Genomic DNA, 15,519 nt, shown 5'->3' with positions numbered 1-15,519 from the left:
CCTTCAGCTGCCAGCTGAGAGCCGCTCGCGCCCGTCCGGAGAGATCGTCCGGAAAGGCAGTGAGCCATGAAGAAGCAGTCCTCGCAGGCGGCCGTCGCCGCCAAAGCCTTCACCAACGTCAGCGCCGACGCCTACCGTCCGGCCGATGAGCTGCTGCGCTCGCTGGATGCCCGTCTCGACGGCCTCGACGAGGAGGCCATCGCCGAGCGGCTCGACCGCGACGGCATCAACGAAGTCGGGCACGAGAAACCGCCGCACTGGTCGATCCAGTTGCTGCATGCGTTCCGTAACCCGTTCATCATCGTGCTGCTGGTGCTTGCGGTGGTGCAGCTGGTCACCGATTCGGACGACCTCACCGGACCCGTGATCATCGCGGTCATGGTCGGCATCAGCGTCCTGCTCTCGTTTACGCAGGAGTTCCGGTCCTCCCGGGCGGCCGAGAAGCTCAAGGCCATGGTCCGCAATACCTCCACGGTGACCCGCCGTGCCGAGGACGGCCACGCCGAGCGCATCGAGGTCCCGGTCGAAGAGCTGGTGGTCGGCGACATCGTCCATCTGGGCGCTGGCGACATGGTGCCAGCCGATCTGCGCCTGCTCGCCGCCAAGGACCTGTTCATCAGCCAGGCGATCCTCACCGGTGAATCGTTGCCGGTGGAGAAGGCTGCCCCGAACGCGACCACCGGCCCGGGCTCTGCCGATGGTCCGCTGGACCTGCCGACGGTCTGCTACATGGGCACCAACGTGGTGTCCGGCACGGCGACGGCTGTGGTCCTGTCCACCGGTTCGCGCACCTACCTCGGCTCGCTCGCGCATACGTTGTCCGGCGAGCGTGTGCAGACGAGCTTTGACCGCGGTATTTCCTCGGTCAGCTGGCTGCTGATCCGCTTCATGGCGGTCATGGTCCCGATCGTTTTCCTGATCAACGGCTTCGACAAGCACGATTGGCTCGAGGCCTTCATGTTCGGCCTGTCGGTGGCCGTGGGCCTGACGCCGGAAATGCTGCCGCTGATCGTCACCGCCAACCTCGGCAAGGGCGCGATCGCCATGTCGAAGCGCAAGGTGGTGGTCAAACGCCTAAACGCGATCCAGAACTTCGGCGCGATGGACGTGCTCTGCACGGACAAGACCGGCACGCTCACGCTGGACAAGATCGTGCTCGAGCGTCACGTGGATCTCAACGGCGACGACTCCGACGACGCGCTGGAATACGGCTACCTCAATAGCCGCTTCCAGACCGGCCTGCGCAACCTCATGGACAAGGCGGTGCTGACGCATCGCGACCTGGAGCCTATCGCTGCCCGCTTCCATGTGGTCGACGAGATTCCCTTCGACTTCCAGCGCCGCCGCATGTCGGTCGTGGTGTCGGACGGCCGCGGCGAGCAGCTGCTTGTCTGCAAGGGGGCCGTCGAGGAGATGCTGCAGATCTGCACCGAGGCGCGCATCGGCGACGTGACCGAGCCGATGACGTCGGAAAAGCGCGCCGAGATCCGCGCGATGACGAACGAGCTCAACGAAGACGGCCTGCGCGTGCTCATCGTCGCGATTCGCCGCGACCCGGCGGGCGAGCGTGCCTACGGCGTGGCTGACGAGTCGGGCCTGACCGCGGTTGGCTGCCTCGCTTTCCTCGATCCGCCGAAGGACTCGGCCGCCACGGCTATCCGCGCACTGAACCACCACGGCGTCGCGGTGAAGGTCATTACCGGTGACAACGAGGCGGTGACGCGGAAGATCTGCACCGAGGTCGGCCTCGACGTGACAGCGTCCGCCCTGGGTCGCGACATCGAGCAGCTCGACGACGACGCACTCGATGCGATGGTCGAGAAGACCACGGTGTTCGCGAAGATGTCGCCGGTGCAGAAGGCGCGTGTGGTGAAGGCACTGCAGCGTCGTGGCCACACCGTCGGGTTCCTCGGCGACGGCATCAACGATGCTCCCGCATTGCGCGAAGCGGACGTCGGTATCTCGGTCGACACGGCCACGGATATCGCCAAGGAGTCGGCGGACATCATCCTGCTCGAGAAGAACCTGATGGTGCTGGAGGAGGGCGTGATCGAAGGTCGCGTCACCTTCGGCAACATCATGAAGTACATCAAGATGACCGCCAGCTCGAACTTCGGCAACGTGTTCAGCGTGCTGGTGGCGAGCGCCTTCCTGCCGTTCCTGCCGATGCTGCCACTGCAGATCCTCGTGCAGAACCTGCTGTATGACCTGTCCCAGCTGTCGATTCCCTTCGATCGCATGGACGAGGAATACCTGCGCCAGCCACGCAAGTGGGACGCGGGGGATATCGGTCGCTTCATGGTCTGGATCGGCCCGGTCAGCTCGGTGTTCGACATCACCACGTTCTGGCTGATGTGGCATTACTTCGGTGCCAACAACGTCGCGCACCAGTCGCTGTTCCAGTCGGGTTGGTTCATCGAAGGCCTGCTCTCGCAGACCCTCGTGGTGCACATGATTCGTACCCGCCGCGTTCCGTTCCTGCAGAGCGTTGCTTCGGCGCCGGTGCTCGCACTCACGGGTGCAATCATGGTAATCGGCATGCTGATTCCGTACTCGGGTCTTGGCACACGCATCGGCATGGTGCCGCTGCCGGGTATCTATTTCGCCTGGCTGGCTGTGACGCTGGTGAGCTACTGCGTGCTCACGCAGCTGATGAAGACGATCTACATTCGCCGCTACGGACGTTGGTTGTAAGACTACGCAGCGGCATGGGCGTCGAGGGACAGACGCCCATCCGCAAACACGGTGTCATGTGTGCTCCCCAACCAAGGAGACACCACGATGCTTCGAAACACCCTCGCTGCCGTACTTCTGTTCGTTCCCGTCGCCGCCATGGCGCAGACGGAAACGACACCGAAGCCCGCGCCGGCACCGGCCACGGCTCGCTACGTCGACGCCACCAACTGGCCGGCGTCCGAAGCCGGCCTCGAACGCTTCGTCGCACTGGAGGAGCACCTCGCCGGCGCGTTCGGCGGCGTCTGCGGCGACACCTTCTGCGAAGGAGACTACGCCAACCTCCGGCCGATGCAGCTGCGCTGCTCGGTCGATTCCACCAAGGGCACGGTGAAGCAGTGCCTGTGGACGTTCGCAGGTAGCTATACCGACATCAACGGCAAGTCGGGCGCCGTGCAGGTCAACGCCAAGCTGTTCAAGTGCAAGCTGCCGCTCGCCAAGGACACCCCGGTGGAGACGTTCTACGAGGCGCTCATGTCGGTGAAGAACCCGCTCGAGGTAAAGCTCCCGATGACCCGCAAGTCCATCTACGACGGGCTGATCGGCTGCCTGTAAGCGGCTGCCCTTAACCGGTTTGTCGCAGTAACGGACCGCCCTGCCGCGAGTGATCTTGCAGCAGGGCGTTTTTGTTGGTTTTCTCGGACACTTAATCCCGATGAGGCCACCCGTATGCGTAGCGCCCTCCCTCTTGCCGTCCTCCTGCTCTTCGTCGCCATTCCCTGCTTCGCCGACGAATCGCCGAAAGCGCAGGTGCAGCAGGTCGTCGACAGCTTCCAGGTCTCGCTGAAGGCCAAGGACGCCAAGGCCCTCGGCGACCTGTTCCTTCCCGAGAGCAAGGCGTGGATCACGACGCTGGGCGAGCCTTCGTTCACCAACGTCAAGGCCAAGCACCCCGAAGTGACCCGCTACAAGCAGGGCAGCTGGCAGGAGTTCACCGACTTCGTCGCCAAGGCCAAAGGCAGCGTCGAGGAACGCTTCCACAGCGTACGCATTGAAACCGACGGCTCCGTGGCCTCGGTCTACTTCGACTTCGAGTTCCTGATGGACGGCAAGGTGGGCAACCACGGCGCCGAGACGTGGCAGCTGGTCCGCACGGACAACGGCTGGAAGATCGCGGCCATGCTCTACTCCTCGAACTTCTGACCGATACAATCGGTGGCAGTCGGCCAAGGGTAGTCATGCAGGAAGATCGGAACGTCACGGTATCGCCGGGCATGGCCTGGATCGCAGGCCTGCCGATTTTTGGCTGCATGGTGATCATGGGTTTTCCCTCGTCGATCTCCGATCCGAAGGCGCTGGCGTTTCGACTGTTCTATACCCTGTCGTATCTCGCCTGGATCGTGCCGCTGGGCTGGCTGCAGCGTGTGTTGTGGCGCCGCGGCGCCAGCTGGTGGACGATGGCGGCCGTGCTGCTGCCGGTGAGCTACGCCATGTCCGTGCTCAACGCGGTGATCGCGCTGGAATACCTGGCCAGCGCCGAGATGCGCGCGAAGGTTACCTGGGTGTGGATCTTCGGCGGTCTCGACGGTTGCTGGCTGGCACTCATCGCATTCTGTGGCTTGCAGGCGATGGTGTTGCATCGTGCGGCGTTGCGTGCCGAAGGTGCACGTCTGGTACTGGCTGCGCAGGCCACACGCGACGCCGAGCTGCGTGCACTGAAGTACCAGCTGCAGCCGCATTTCCTGTTCAACACGCTCAACGCGATTTCGTCGCTGGTCAATGATGATCGCAAGCGCGATGCCACCCGCATGATTGCTCGCCTTGGCGACTTCCTTCGCACGACGCTGGAAGAAACACACGGTCACGAAGTGACGGTAGGGGACGAGGTGGCCTTCACCCTGGCCTATCTGGATATCGAGAAAGCCAGGCTGGGCGACCGCCTGCAGGTCGATATCCAGACAGGGCCGGACACCCTCGACGCGCTAGTGCCCCACCTTCTGCTGCAGCCGCTGGTGGAGAATGCGATCCGCCACGGCATCGCGCCACGCGGGGAGGGCGGCCTGGTGTCGATCCGCGTGTTGCGAGAGGCAGACTTCCTTCGTGTGGAAGTGGCGAACGACAGGATCGACGATGCCACGCTCGACGGCGTCGCGATCGACGGACACGGCGTGGGCCTTGCCAATGTGCGTGCCCGTCTCGATGCACTCTATCCGGGTGCCCATCGGTTCGAGGCCGGTCCGGCCGGTGCGCAGTGGCGCGTGACCGTCGCATTGCCGCGGCGTGTGTCTTCGCCGTCGCAGGCAGGGGCGTGATTCGGGTCGCCGTGGTCGACGATGAGCCACTCGCGCGCAGCGGCGTGCTGGCGCGCCTGCGTGCCGAGCCGGACGTCACCGTCGTGGCCGAGTGCCGCGATGGCCACGCATTGGCCGCGCTACGGAACGATGCCGTCGACGTCGCGTTCGTCGACGTGCAGATGCCGGGCCTGAGTGGACTCGACGCCCTGGCGATGATTCCCGCGGCGGAGCGACCCCTGGCGATCCTGCTGACTGCGCACGACAGCTTCGCCTTGCGTGCTTTCGAACTGAACGCCATCGACTACCTGCTCAAGCCGATCGACGACGAGCGTCTCGCCGAGTCGATCGAGCGCGCTCGCCGGCAACTCGGGCGAGCATTGACGCCACAGTGGCCGGAGCGCTTCAGCATCCGGATCGGTGCGCGCCTGAGCTTCGTCGAGGCAACGGAGATCACCTGGATCGAAGCCGACGGTGACTACGCGGCCTTGCACGTGAGCGGGCAGCGCCACCTGCTGCGCGAGACACTGACCGTTCTGTCGCGCAAACTGGATCCGGCGAGGTTCCTGCGTGTGCATCGGTCGGCGATCGTCCGCGTGGACCAGGTGGCGGAGATCCAGCCGCGCCCTAATCGTGACGCCGTGCTTCGCCTGCGCGACGGCACGACCCTGCGCGCGAGCCGTACCTATATCGACGCCTTGCTCGCCGTGCTTCATCAGGGACGCCCGTAGCCTCGTCGGTTACCCTGGCCCCGCGTCTTCGAATTGCCACTTTCCTGCCCCGCGCCGCGCACCGTCATCGCGCACATTCACGCAACAACCATGCGAAGGACTGCCCATGCCCCGCCTTGCCGGCCTCGACACCCTCCGTGCCGCCGCTATCGCGTGGGTCATCCTCTTCCACAGCTACCTGATCGGCGGTCTGGGCGATGGATACGGCCTTTTCCAGTGGTCCGGATGGATGGGCGTGGACCTGTTCTTCGTGCTCAGTGGCCACCTGATCGGGACGCAGGTGTTCAAGGCGTTGCAGCGGACCGGGACGCTCGATTTCCCGGCCTTCTACAAGCGGCGTTTCGTCCGCATTCTTCCTGTTTTTTTCGTCGTGCTCGCGCTGTACGAACTCTGGCCGGCGTGGCCCGAAACGAAGGGGATGCAGCCGCTGTGGCAGTTCCTCACTTTCACCTTCAACCTTCAGTACGACAACGACGATAACTACGCCTTCTCCCACGTGTGGTCGCTCTGTGTCGAAGAACATTTCTACGTGGTGTTTCCGTTGCTTGCGTATGTGCTGACACGCAAGCCAGCGGCCTGGAAGTTCGCCATGGTGGCCGCCATCGTGGTCCTTGGCGGCGTCGTGCTGCGCGCGTGGCTATGGACGCATTTCGTCGGACCTGCCGGAAGTAGCGCGGGCGGCCCGGCGGACGACCGCGGCCTGCGATACCTGCGCTATCTGTACTACCCGACCTGGGCCCGACTCGATGGTCTCGTCGCCGGCGTCGCGCTGGCGGCCTGCGGCGTCTACCGCCCGCTCTGGTTCGCCTGGGTACATGCGCGTGTGAACCTGCTGCTGGCGCTGGGCGCGGCGCTGCTCGCTGCCGCTATCGTGCTTTTCGACGCCGCCCGTGCCGACTTCTGGCCCTGCGTTATCGGATACCCGCTGGTCGCGCTGGCGATGATGGCCTTCGTCGCCACCGGCACCGGGGCCACGTGGTTCGCGCGCCTGAAGATTCCCGGCGCGGGCTGGCTGGCGTCGGCGTCGTACAGCCTGTATCTGAGCCACAAGGGCGTGTTCATGCTGGTGCAGGCGGCGCTGGTCAGCCACCCCGTGGACAACCCGTTGCTGCGCTTTGCCGTTTACGTGGTCGCGACGCTGGCCGGCGGTGCACTCCTCCATTACGGCGTGGAGCGGCCCTTCCTGCGTTGGCGGCATCGACGGACACAACGCACGGCGGAGCCGTCACTACCCTCCGCGGTGACCTGACACGTCGGAAAGCGTCATCCCGAACGTGCCCGTCCGACGCCTCGAAATCGCCACGAGGTCGTGCGACACTTTGTCGACTCACAGGGAACCAACATGTCGAACCATAGGAAGGTCCGCCGTATCGGCGGCATCGTTGTTGTGTGCGGTCTGCTATCTGCATTTGCCCTCATGAGTGCCTGCCGGCACGACGAGGGAGATAAACCCGCTCTTCAGGGAGCCACGCCAGCGGCGGCCAGAGGAAGCAAGCAGGATTTCGGTGTCGCCTCGGCGAGCAGTCGCTTCCGCGACGCGCGCAGTGAGCTGGTGCTGACCTTCACAGCGCCCCTGGTGGATGCGCAGCCGTTCGACGAGCGCGTCGTTGTCACCGGGCCCAACGGCGAGAACGTCAAGGGCAGCTGGACGCTCGACAGCGACCGGAAGACGCTCACCTTCCCGTTCGTGACGGCGAACACGCACTACGCCGTCACGGTGAAGACCACGTTGCTGGCAGCGGACGGGCGTACGTTGCCCGGCGACCAGCGCCACGATGTGTTCTCCGGTGACCTCCCGGCGGCCGTCGGCTTCGCGTCCAAGGGCAGCGTGCTGCCTGCCCGGGGCACGCGCGGCCTTCCGATCGTCTCGATGAACGTCCAGGACGCGAATATTGAGTTCTTCCGGATCAAGGACGACCAGCTGTCGCGCTTGTTCTGTACCTATTCGGTCGGTAAGCGGCAGGAAAGCTACGAGCTCGACTTCGAGCCGAGCAGTTACCGTTCCTGCAATGCCGGTGCCGGCACACCTACACCGCTGACTGAGATCGGACAGTCGGTGTACGCGAATCACTACACACTGCCCGGCGAGAAAAACGCCCGCTCCGTAAGCTTCATTCCCGTCCAGGATATCGCCCAGCTAAAAGATCCCGGCGTCTACATGGCCGTACTTCGGCGCGGCGGATCGTTCGCCGACGCGTATGACACGTCGGTCTTCTTCGTGAGCGACCTCGGCCTGCACCTGCGCGTTTACAAGGACAACGCACTGCTGCACGTCGCCTCGCTCAAGGACGGTTCGCCGGTCAGCGGCGTCAAGGTCGAGATCGATGGCGAAGATGGGCAGGCTCGCCTCTCGGCGACGACGGACGACAAGGGCAACGCCCTGCTCGAATACAAGGTGGATGCGAACGACGTGCTCGTCGCGCGCCACGGTAGCGACGTATCCGTGCTGCCGTTCAACCGTCCGGCACTGGATGTCTCCAACTTCGATGTGACGGGCCGCCGCCAGGCACCTTTCGAGGTGTATGCCTGGTCGGGCCGCGATCTTTATCGCCCGGGCGAGGACATGCGCGTATCCGCCTTGCTTCGTGACTACGACGGCAAGCCGATGAAGCAGCAGACGGTTTACGTGCGTCTCAAGCAGCCGGATGGCCGCGCGCTGGTCGACACCCGGATCGAACCCGGCGAACTCAACTATTACGAACTGAAGCAGGCCATTCCCGCCGATGCGCCGACGGGCCTGTGGCAGATGGAGTTCCGGCTCGATCCCGCGAGCAAGGAGTCGGTGCAGGCCTTTCCGTTCCACGTCGAAGAGTTCCTGCCCGAACGCCTGAAGGTCGCTCTCACCAGCCCGCAGACACACGTCGTGCCGGACGAGCCTCTGCGCCTCAAGGTGGAGTCGAGCTACCTGTTTGGCGCACCGGCTGCTGGCAACCGGTTCACGGCGAAGCTGTTCGTCGGGCCGGAGGTCCACCCGCTGCCTACGATGCAGGACACGTTCTTCGGCGATCCCCTGGTTGCGGTACACAAGAGTGCCGACGACATTGTCGACCAGCCTCTGGACGACAAGGGTCAGTTGGAGCAGGAGATCGCCATCCCCGATGACGTGAAGCCCGTGGGTCCGATGAGCTTCGTGCTGTCCGGCAGTGTGTACGAATCAGGTGGTCGCGCCGTCACACGCGTCATGAACAAGGTCTATTGGCCGGCACCCAACCTGGTCGGTGTCCGTCCGCTGTTCGATCCGAAGCAGGGCGCGCTGAGCGAGAGCAACGCTTCGTTCGAGATCGTCCGCGCCAATGCGGACGGCAAACTGGTGGCGGGGCAGCACCTGAAGGTGCGCCTGCAGCGCGAGATCCGTTCGTTCTATTGGCTGTACGAGCATGGTGACGACTGGAAGTCGAATGCCAACGTCAGCCTCGAGCTGATGGAAGAGCACGACGTGGACGTCGCCGCCGGCAAGAGCGTGAAGCTCGACCTTCCGGTGTCGTGGGGCGGTTACCGCGTCGAGGTTTTCGATCCGGAGACGAAGCTGACGACGGTTTTCCCTTTCTTCGCCGGTTATAGCTGGGACGACGAGAACACGGGTAAGGAAGCGCGCCCGGACAAGGTCAAGGTGGCGCTGGACAAGGCGCGCTACCGTGCCGGCGACACGATGAAGGTGACCATCACACCGCCGCAGCCCGGTCCGGGCATGTTGCTGGTCGAGTCGGATCATCTGCTCTACACGCGTAACATCGATGCGAAGGCCGGTGCGACGTTCGATATCCCGGTCACGGCTGAGTGGGAGCGCCACGACGTCCACGTCGTGGCACTCGCCTTCCGCGGTGGCCAGGCCAGCGACAAGACGACACCCGCACGTGCGATGGGCATCGAGCATGTCGCCATGGATCGTAACGATCGCCGCATTCCGCTCAAGCTCAGCGTTCCGGCAACTATGCGTCCCGGCAATCCGCTGGACGTGACGGTGCAGGCGGACGGCCTCGCTGGCAAGCGTGCCTTTGTCGCGGTGGCCGCCGTGGACCAGGGTGTTCTCAACATCACGAACTATCCGGTGCCGGACGCCTGGGCATGGATGTTCGCCAAGCGCGCCATGGTGATCGATGCGTACGATCTCTACAGTCGCGTGATCGAGGCGATGGACGGCGCCACCGCGAAGCTGCGTTATGGCGGCGACATGGGCGGCAAGGGCTTGCCCAAGGCCACGCGCCTCAATCCGAAGGTGAAGATCGTCGATCTGTTCGCCGGCCCGGTGGCTTTCGATGCGAACGGCAAGGCCGTCGTGCACGTCGATGTGCCCGACTTCAACGGCAGCCTTCGCGTAACCGCGCTGGCATTCGGCGACGACCGCTTCGGCAACGCCGACGGACAGGTGACCGTGCGGGCACCGCTGGTCGTCGAGCCGGGCACACCGCGAGTCATGGCCGGTGGCGACAAGGCACGGATCACGATCGATCTGAAGAACATGTCCGGCAAGGACGGCGTCGCAAAAGTCACCGTGAAGGGCACAGGCCTCATCCACATCGATAACGCGACGCAATCGGCTGCACTCAAGAATGGTGCGGGAACCGTGCTGACGATGCCGGTCACGGCGTCCGCCGGCATCGACGTCGCCAAGGTCGACATTCACGCAGAACTCAACGACTTCAGCGTCGATCGCCACTTTGAATTCTCCGTGCGCAGCGCCTGGCCGGAGGAAGTGAAGACCGTTCCGATGGCGATCGAGGGCGGCAAGGCCACCCACCTGGATGGCTCCCTCGCTGCCGGTTACGTGCCGTCGACCCTGCTCGGTCGGATCACCCTCAGCACGTTGCCGCCCCTGCCTTATGCGGCTGCACTGCGGGGATTGTTGAGCTACCCCTACGGCTGTATCGAGCAGACCACGAGCAAGGGCTACGCGGCGCTGTACATGGATGAGAAGGCCGCAAAGATGCTCGGCACGGCGGGCCTGAGTCCAGCCGCGCAGCGTTCGGCCGTGGATACGGCGCTGGCCCGTATCGCGTCCTTCCAGGCGAGCAATGGTCACTTCAGCTTCTGGGGCGGCACCAGCCCGATCGAGACCTTCATCACGCCTTACGTGATCGACTTCATGCTCGACGCCCGCGAGGCAGGGTTCGCCGTGCCGGACGACGTGTTGCAGAAGGCCCTGCAACGTACCAGCGACGATCTGCTCGCTGGCGGTCACCCGTACTACGGCTACGAACAGCACGACCATATGCGACTGGCCGATGAAGCCTACGCCGGCTTCGTGCTGGCCCGTGTGAACCGCGCCCCGTTGGGGACGCTTCGTAACCTGTTCGACAACGAGCGCAACAAGCTCGTCGGTCCACTACCGCTGGTCCATCTTGGTATTGCGCTGAAGCTGATGGGTGATACCGAGCGTGCGCAAAAGGCGATCGACGAAGCCTTCGCGTGGAGCAAGGAACGGCCGTGGTATGTCGGTGATTACGGTTCCGACCTGCGTGACCTCGGCACCATGGTCGCACTTACCCATGCCTATGGCGTGGGCAAGCCGGAGTACGACGCGAAGCTGGTCGACTGGGCCAGGAACGCGACAGCCAACGTCCGCTCCATGCAGGAGAAAGTGCCGTACTACCACTGGTCGTGGTCTTACCTCAGCACCCAGGAGCAGGTCGCCATCGCTCGCGTCGCGCATGTATTCGGTGCCGGCGACAACCGTCCGCTGTCGGCGACGCTCCAGGTCGGCGCGACTAAGGAAGCCGTGCCGGACGGCCGCTTCCTGTTTACTCGTGACGTTACCGCCGCCGAACTAGGCTCAGGTGTCACCGTGCAGCTGGAAGGCGACGCCACGATTTTCGCGACGCTCGACGTGGCCGGTATTCCGCAGAAGGCACCCGCCGCCGATCAGGCACAGGTGGACGTCCGCCGCGCGTACTACACCACGGACGGACAGTCCTGGACGGGCAAGGCGCTCAAGGAAGGCGACACCCTGATCGTCGGACTCACCATCGAGGCACGCATGGACATGCCCGACGCGCTGGTGACCGATCTCGTGCCGGGTGGCCTCGAGATCGAGAACCTCAATCTCGGTGGCGCGCAGCAGTGGAAGGGCGTCGTCGTGGATGGCATCGAGATGGAGGAGCACGAAGGCGCCGCCGACATCGTGCACGAGGAGTACCGTGACGACCGTTACGCCGCGGCCTTGAAGCTGCGGCGTGGTCAGGCCGCCCATGTGTTCTACCTGGTTCGCGCGGTCACGCCGGGCACGTATGTCGTGCCGCCGCCGCTGGTGGAAGACATGTATCGCCCGGCCGTTCGCGGCGTCGGCACGACCACCCTTTCGAGCTTGACGGTGGGCGAACCGTGAAAGCGGGGACAGTCCGTCGACGGGGGCGGGCTTTCCTGATCGTACTGGTGTCGGTGGTCATCGTTGCGGTGGTACTCGATCGTGCGTTTCCGCTGCGACTGCCCGGGCCCGACGGCATCAGCAGCGTGGTGGTCGCGCGTGATGGCACACCATTGCGCGCGTTCGCCGATAGCGACGGCGTATGGCGCCAGCAGGTTACGGCGGCACAGGTATCGCCGCTCTATCTCGATGCACTCCTGACGTACGAGGACCGCTGGTTCCGCTGGCACCCGGGGGTCAACCCCTGGGCACTGCTGCGCGGCGCAGCCGGCGGTGCCTGGCACGGGCACGTCGTTTCGGGCGGATCCACGCTCACCATGCAGGTGGCGCGCAGCATCGATCCTATTCCGCATACCTTCGCCGGAAAGATCGTGCAGATCTTCCGCGCCCTGCAGCTCGAAGCGCATCTTTCGAAAGCGCAGATCCTCGATCTGTACCTGACCCACGCGCCCTACGGTGGTCCCATCCAGGGGGTCGAAGCGGCCTCATGGGCCTACCTCGGCAAGCCGGCGAGCAGACTGTCGCATGCGGAAGCCGCGCTTTTGGCAGTGTTGCCGCAGTCGCCGAGTCGTCTGCGCCCGGACCGTCATGCCGCCGCGGCAAGGGAGGCTCGCGACAAGGTACTTCGACGCATGCGCGAACTCGGCCGCTGGAGCGATGCGGAAGTGCGTGACGCTGCCATCGAGCCCGTGGTCGCCCGTTCATTGCGTTCACCGCTGGATGCCGCGTTGCTCGCCGAACGCCTGCATCAGCGGGACCCCGGCGCACGCCGGATCGTGACCACGGTGGATGCGCCGCTGCAGCGCGCGATCGAAGACCGGGTAACCGATTATCTTTCCCGGCTGCCGCCGCACACCTCGGCGGCCGTGCTCGTTGTCGACAACGCCACGATGGAGGCTCGCGTCTACGTCGGTACGGCGGCCTTCGCCGATCCGCTACGTTTCGGGCACGTCGACATGGTGCACGCGCAACGTTCGCCCGGCTCGACGTTGAAACCATTCCTTTACGGCCTCGCTCTCGACGACGGGCTGATCGGCTCGGGCAGCTTGCTGGTCGATGCGCCGCAGGATTTCGGTGGCTACCGGCCGGGGAACTTCGACGAAGCCTTCCACGGGCCAGTCAGTGTTGCGGATGCCTTGCAGTCATCTCTCAACGTTCCCGCGGTAGACGTGCTCGATCACGTGGGCTCGAACCGGTTCGTCGCTCGCCTGGCCGCGGGCGGCGTCGATCTGCACCTGCCCGAGGGAGCACAACCGAATCTCTCGGTCATTCTCGGCGGGGCATCCGCGCGACTGGAAGATCTGGTGGGTGCTTATAGCGCATTCGCCAATCGGGGCATCGCGGCGCCGCCGCGCTTCACGCCGGCGGATCCGTATCAGCCGCGCCAGCTGCTTTCGCCAGGCGCTGCATGGATCGTGCGCGACGTCCTTGCCAGTAATCCGGCGTCGGTGGAGGGCGGGCCGATGGAAGGGACGGCGCGTACGCCGGCACCCCTGGCCTGGAAGACCGGCACGAGTTACGGCTACCGGGACGCTTGGGCCATGGGCGTCTCTGATGATTGGACGATCGGGGTCTGGATCGGACGCCCGGATGGCACACCTTCGCCCGGACAGTACGGTGCAGTGACCTCGCTGCCGTTGCTCTTCGCGGTGAACGGCATGCTGCCCGTGTCGCGCAGCCGTATGCACGCACCCCAGCCGGCAAGCGTCAGCAAGGTGGATATCTGCTGGCCCCTCGGCGGTGCGGTTTCCGCTACGCCGCCAGAGCAATGTCGTCAGCGTCATTCAAGCTGGATCCTCGGCAAGACCTTGCCGCCCACGTTCGCCGAGCGTGGTGTCACCGCGTGGGCGAGCGGTCGTGTCGTGCTGCATGTAGACAACAAGGGGCGCCGCCTGAGCGGCGGCTGCGACGCGACCGGCGCGCGCACGATCACGGTGGCGCGATGGCCCGCACTCGCCATGCCCTGGCTGTCGTCGGACGATCTTGTCGCATCGACTCTTCCCCCGTTGGCACCGACGTGCGCAGCGGATTCCCTCGATGCGGCGAGTCCCATTCGCATTGCCGGTGTCGCTGACGGCGTGACGCTTCGTAAGCCGACCAACGCGACCGAGCCCCTGCGCGTCACGGTCAATGCGCTGGGCACCATCGATGATGTGCAATGGCTGCTGGACGGGCGCCTGCAGGGCGCGAGCGTCGGCGCTGCGTCGCTGCAGATCGCGTTGCCGCAGGCCGGCGACCACCAGATCACGGCCGTTGCGCAGAACGGCCCGTTCGCCCGCATCACATTGCACGTGCTGGCGCCGCGCTGACGAAAAAAAAGGCGCCCGAAAAGGCGCCGTTTTGTCTGGGAACCCAGCATTGTGTGGGAGCCGGCTATGCCGGCGATGGCGTTGAGGCAATCTGGCTATCGCCGCTGAAGCGGCTCCCACATGGAGCAGCGGCTCCCACATGATTGCAGCGGCTCCCACAGGAAGCGGCTCCTACGTCAGCGATCAGTAGCGCGGAACTGTCGGGTCCACTTCACGGGACCACGCGTCCATGCCGCCTTCGACATTGAACAACTGCGTGAAACCGTGAGCGGCGAAGCGATCGGCCGCAGCGCGGCTGGACACGCCGTGGTGACAGATGAAGGCGATGGACGCGTCCTTCGGCAGTTGGGCCAGTGCTTCGTAGCCTTCCTCTTCGAGGATGCGCGCACCGGCCAGCGGCGCGGCGAGGGCACGGGCGTGAGCCGGCCGTACGTCGACGAGGGTGATGTCCCCGGCGGCGAGGCGGTCCTTCAGCTGATGGACGTTGAGCGTGTCGATCTCGACGGCGCCGGGAAACTTCAGGCTGAGGCCTTCGCCCTGGACGGTGGTGACCCAGTCGATGACCACGCCCTTCGCGCGTGCGGCGCTGCCCGGATCGAAATGGACTTCGATGCCGCTGGCGACGACGACAATGTCGAAATCACCGGCGGGAGCGAGCTGGAACCCCGCGCTGTGGTCCGGACCGATCTCGAGGTGCAGGGCCATGCCCTGGGCATTGGCCATGCCGCCGCGAATGGCTTCGGCAGCCTTCTCGGTGATGGTGATTTCCGGCGGGGTACGATCCGGCGCGCTGGCGCCGAACAGGGTGTAGAGCTCACCGCTGGTGTACATCTGGCGGATGATGTCCGACCCACCGACCAGCTCGCCCTTCACGTAGAGCTGCGGGATGGTCGGCCACTGGCCGTACTCCTTGATGCCCTCGCGGATTTCCGGATCTTCCAGCACGTTGACCGTGTGGTAGGTCGGGATGATGTCATTGAGCGTATTGGTCGCCGCTGCCGAGAAGCCGCACATCGGCTGCTGGCGCGTGCCCTTCATGAAGAGCACGACCTGGTGCTCGGCAAGGAGGGTGTCGATGCGCTCGCGGGTAGGTGTATCGAGGGCCATGGGGTCACCGCGGAAAGAGAGGGGGCCATTTTACCGGCATCCGTGGC

At 64.9% G+C, this 15,519-nt stretch carries 9 protein-coding genes; 8 read left to right on the top strand and 1 reads right to left on the bottom strand.

Going from position 1 to position 15,519, the window contains the following annotated elements; genetic code table 11:
• Positions 1-66: 66 nt before the first annotated feature.
• From mgtA to pbpC, 8 genes are all read left to right on the top strand, one after another.
• Complete coding sequence (gene mgtA, locus ACVWWJ_RS21565; RefSeq protein WP_159889518.1) at positions 67-2,694, top strand: magnesium-translocating P-type ATPase; 2,628 nt, start codon at positions 67-69, stop codon at positions 2,692-2,694.
• Positions 2,695-2,781: 87 nt separating this feature from the next.
• Complete coding sequence (locus ACVWWJ_RS21560; RefSeq protein ID WP_456969419.1) at positions 2,782-3,288, top strand: hypothetical protein; 507 nt, start codon at positions 2,782-2,784, stop codon at positions 3,286-3,288.
• 114 nt (positions 3,289-3,402) lie between these two features.
• Positions 3,403-3,876, top strand: coding sequence for a nuclear transport factor 2 family protein (locus ACVWWJ_RS21555; RefSeq protein WP_456969418.1), 474 nt, complete (start codon positions 3,403-3,405; stop codon positions 3,874-3,876).
• Between the two features lie 35 nt (positions 3,877-3,911).
• Positions 3,912-4,985 carry a sensor histidine kinase gene (locus ACVWWJ_RS21550; protein ID WP_456969417.1) on the top strand — a complete coding sequence of 358 codons (1,074 nt, stop codon included), beginning with the start codon at positions 3,912-3,914 and terminating at the stop codon, positions 4,983-4,985.
• Positions 4,982-5,695, top strand: coding sequence for a LytR/AlgR family response regulator transcription factor (locus ACVWWJ_RS21545; protein WP_456969416.1), 714 nt, complete (start codon positions 4,982-4,984; stop codon positions 5,693-5,695). Before ACVWWJ_RS21550 ends, ACVWWJ_RS21545 begins: the two co-directional genes overlap by 4 nt.
• Before the next feature lie 106 nt (positions 5,696-5,801).
• Positions 5,802-6,944, top strand: a complete 1,143-nt coding sequence (locus tag ACVWWJ_RS21540) for an acyltransferase family protein (protein ID WP_456969415.1) — start codon at positions 5,802-5,804, stop codon at positions 6,942-6,944.
• Between the two features lie 93 nt (positions 6,945-7,037).
• Complete coding sequence (locus tag ACVWWJ_RS21535) at positions 7,038-12,017, top strand: alpha-2-macroglobulin family protein (RefSeq protein WP_456969414.1); 4,980 nt, start codon at positions 7,038-7,040, stop codon at positions 12,015-12,017.
• Entirely contained in the window at positions 12,014-14,365 is a 2,352-nt protein-coding gene (pbpC, locus tag ACVWWJ_RS21530; RefSeq protein WP_456969413.1) for a penicillin-binding protein 1C, read from the top strand. Before ACVWWJ_RS21535 ends, pbpC begins: the two co-directional genes overlap by 4 nt.
• A 183-nt stretch (positions 14,366-14,548) precedes the next feature.
• Here the strand turns inward: pbpC and grxD are convergent, their stop codons facing one another.
• Positions 14,549-15,472, bottom strand: coding sequence for a Grx4 family monothiol glutaredoxin (gene grxD, locus ACVWWJ_RS21525; RefSeq protein WP_456969412.1), 924 nt, complete (start codon positions 15,470-15,472; stop codon positions 14,549-14,551).
• Positions 15,473-15,519 lie beyond the last annotated feature (47 nt).

The organism is Luteibacter sp. HA06, from assembly GCF_054061215.1.
The sequence above is the reverse complement of the archived record's forward strand: the minus strand, read 5'-3'. Positions and strand labels throughout refer to the sequence as shown.

Bases quoted from the DNA above. Each gene is read 5' to 3' on its own strand.
- mgtA (WP_159889518.1), top strand. From the start codon at position 67: ATGAAGAAGCAGTCCTCGCAGGCGGCCGTCGCCGCCAAAGCCTTCACC.
- ACVWWJ_RS21560 (WP_456969419.1), top strand. From the start codon at position 2,782: ATGCTTCGAAACACCCTCGCTGCCGTACTTCTGTTCGTTCCCGTCGCC.
- ACVWWJ_RS21555 (WP_456969418.1), top strand. From the start codon at position 3,403: ATGCGTAGCGCCCTCCCTCTTGCCGTCCTCCTGCTCTTCGTCGCCATT.
- ACVWWJ_RS21550 (WP_456969417.1), top strand. From the start codon at position 3,912: ATGCAGGAAGATCGGAACGTCACGGTATCGCCGGGCATGGCCTGGATC.
- ACVWWJ_RS21540 (WP_456969415.1), top strand. From the start codon at position 5,802: ATGCCCCGCCTTGCCGGCCTCGACACCCTCCGTGCCGCCGCTATCGCG.
- ACVWWJ_RS21535 (WP_456969414.1), top strand. From the start codon at position 7,038: ATGTCGAACCATAGGAAGGTCCGCCGTATCGGCGGCATCGTTGTTGTG.
- grxD (WP_456969412.1), bottom strand. From the start codon at position 15,472: ATGGCCCTCGATACACCTACCCGCGAGCGCATCGACACCCTCCTTGCC.